Origin of the sequence: Pseudoalteromonas sp. T1lg75 (assembly GCF_002964705.1) — a bacterium.
Lineage (GTDB): Bacteria > Pseudomonadota > Gammaproteobacteria > Enterobacterales > Alteromonadaceae > Pseudoalteromonas.
The window spans coordinates 341,830-342,374 of the sequence record NZ_PQCD01000049.1; the positions used below are offsets into that span (position 1 = coordinate 341,830).

The 545-nt window shown below is 47.2% G+C and carries 2 tRNA genes; both read left to right on the top strand.

Annotation, left to right across the window (positions count from 1 at the left end):
* Positions 1–20: 20 nt before the first annotated feature.
* Positions 21–96, top strand: a tRNA-Ala gene (locus tag C2M36_RS11865).
* 203 nt (positions 97–299) lie between these two features.
* Positions 300–375: transfer RNA gene (locus tag C2M36_RS11870), tRNA-Glu, on the top strand.
* Positions 376–545: the final 170 nt, after the last annotated feature.

Genomic DNA, 545 nt, shown 5'->3' on the forward strand with positions numbered 1-545 from the left:
GAGATTTCAGTATCAGGTTTGGGGCTATAGCTCAGCTGGGAGAGCGCTTGCATGGCATGCAAGAGGTCGGCGGTTCGATCCCGCCTAGCTCCACCAAATCATTTATTCGACACATCTCATCCTAATTTAGGCCGAACATATACATGTTTCGGTGTGTTCGATAACTCGTATGGTAAGAGTCTAAATAGCCAGTCCTAGTGACAAAAGCATGTTTTTGTAATTAGGCCGCTTAGCCTCGGAGGCTCAGCTGTCGCACTTACAAAAATTAATCGAAGCAATGCTTCGAAATGCAAATTTTTGTCCCCTTCGTCTAGAGGCCTAGGACACCGCCCTTTCACGGCGGTAACAGGGGTTCGAATCCCCTAGGGGACGCCACTTTACTCGCATGGTAAGAGTCTAAATAACCAGTCCTAGTGACAAAAGCATGTTTTTGTAATTAGGCCGCTTAGCCTCGCAGGCTCAGCTGTCGCACTTACAAAAATTAATCGAAGCAATGCTTCGAAATGCAAATTTTTGTCCCCTTCGTCTAGAGGCCTAGGACACCG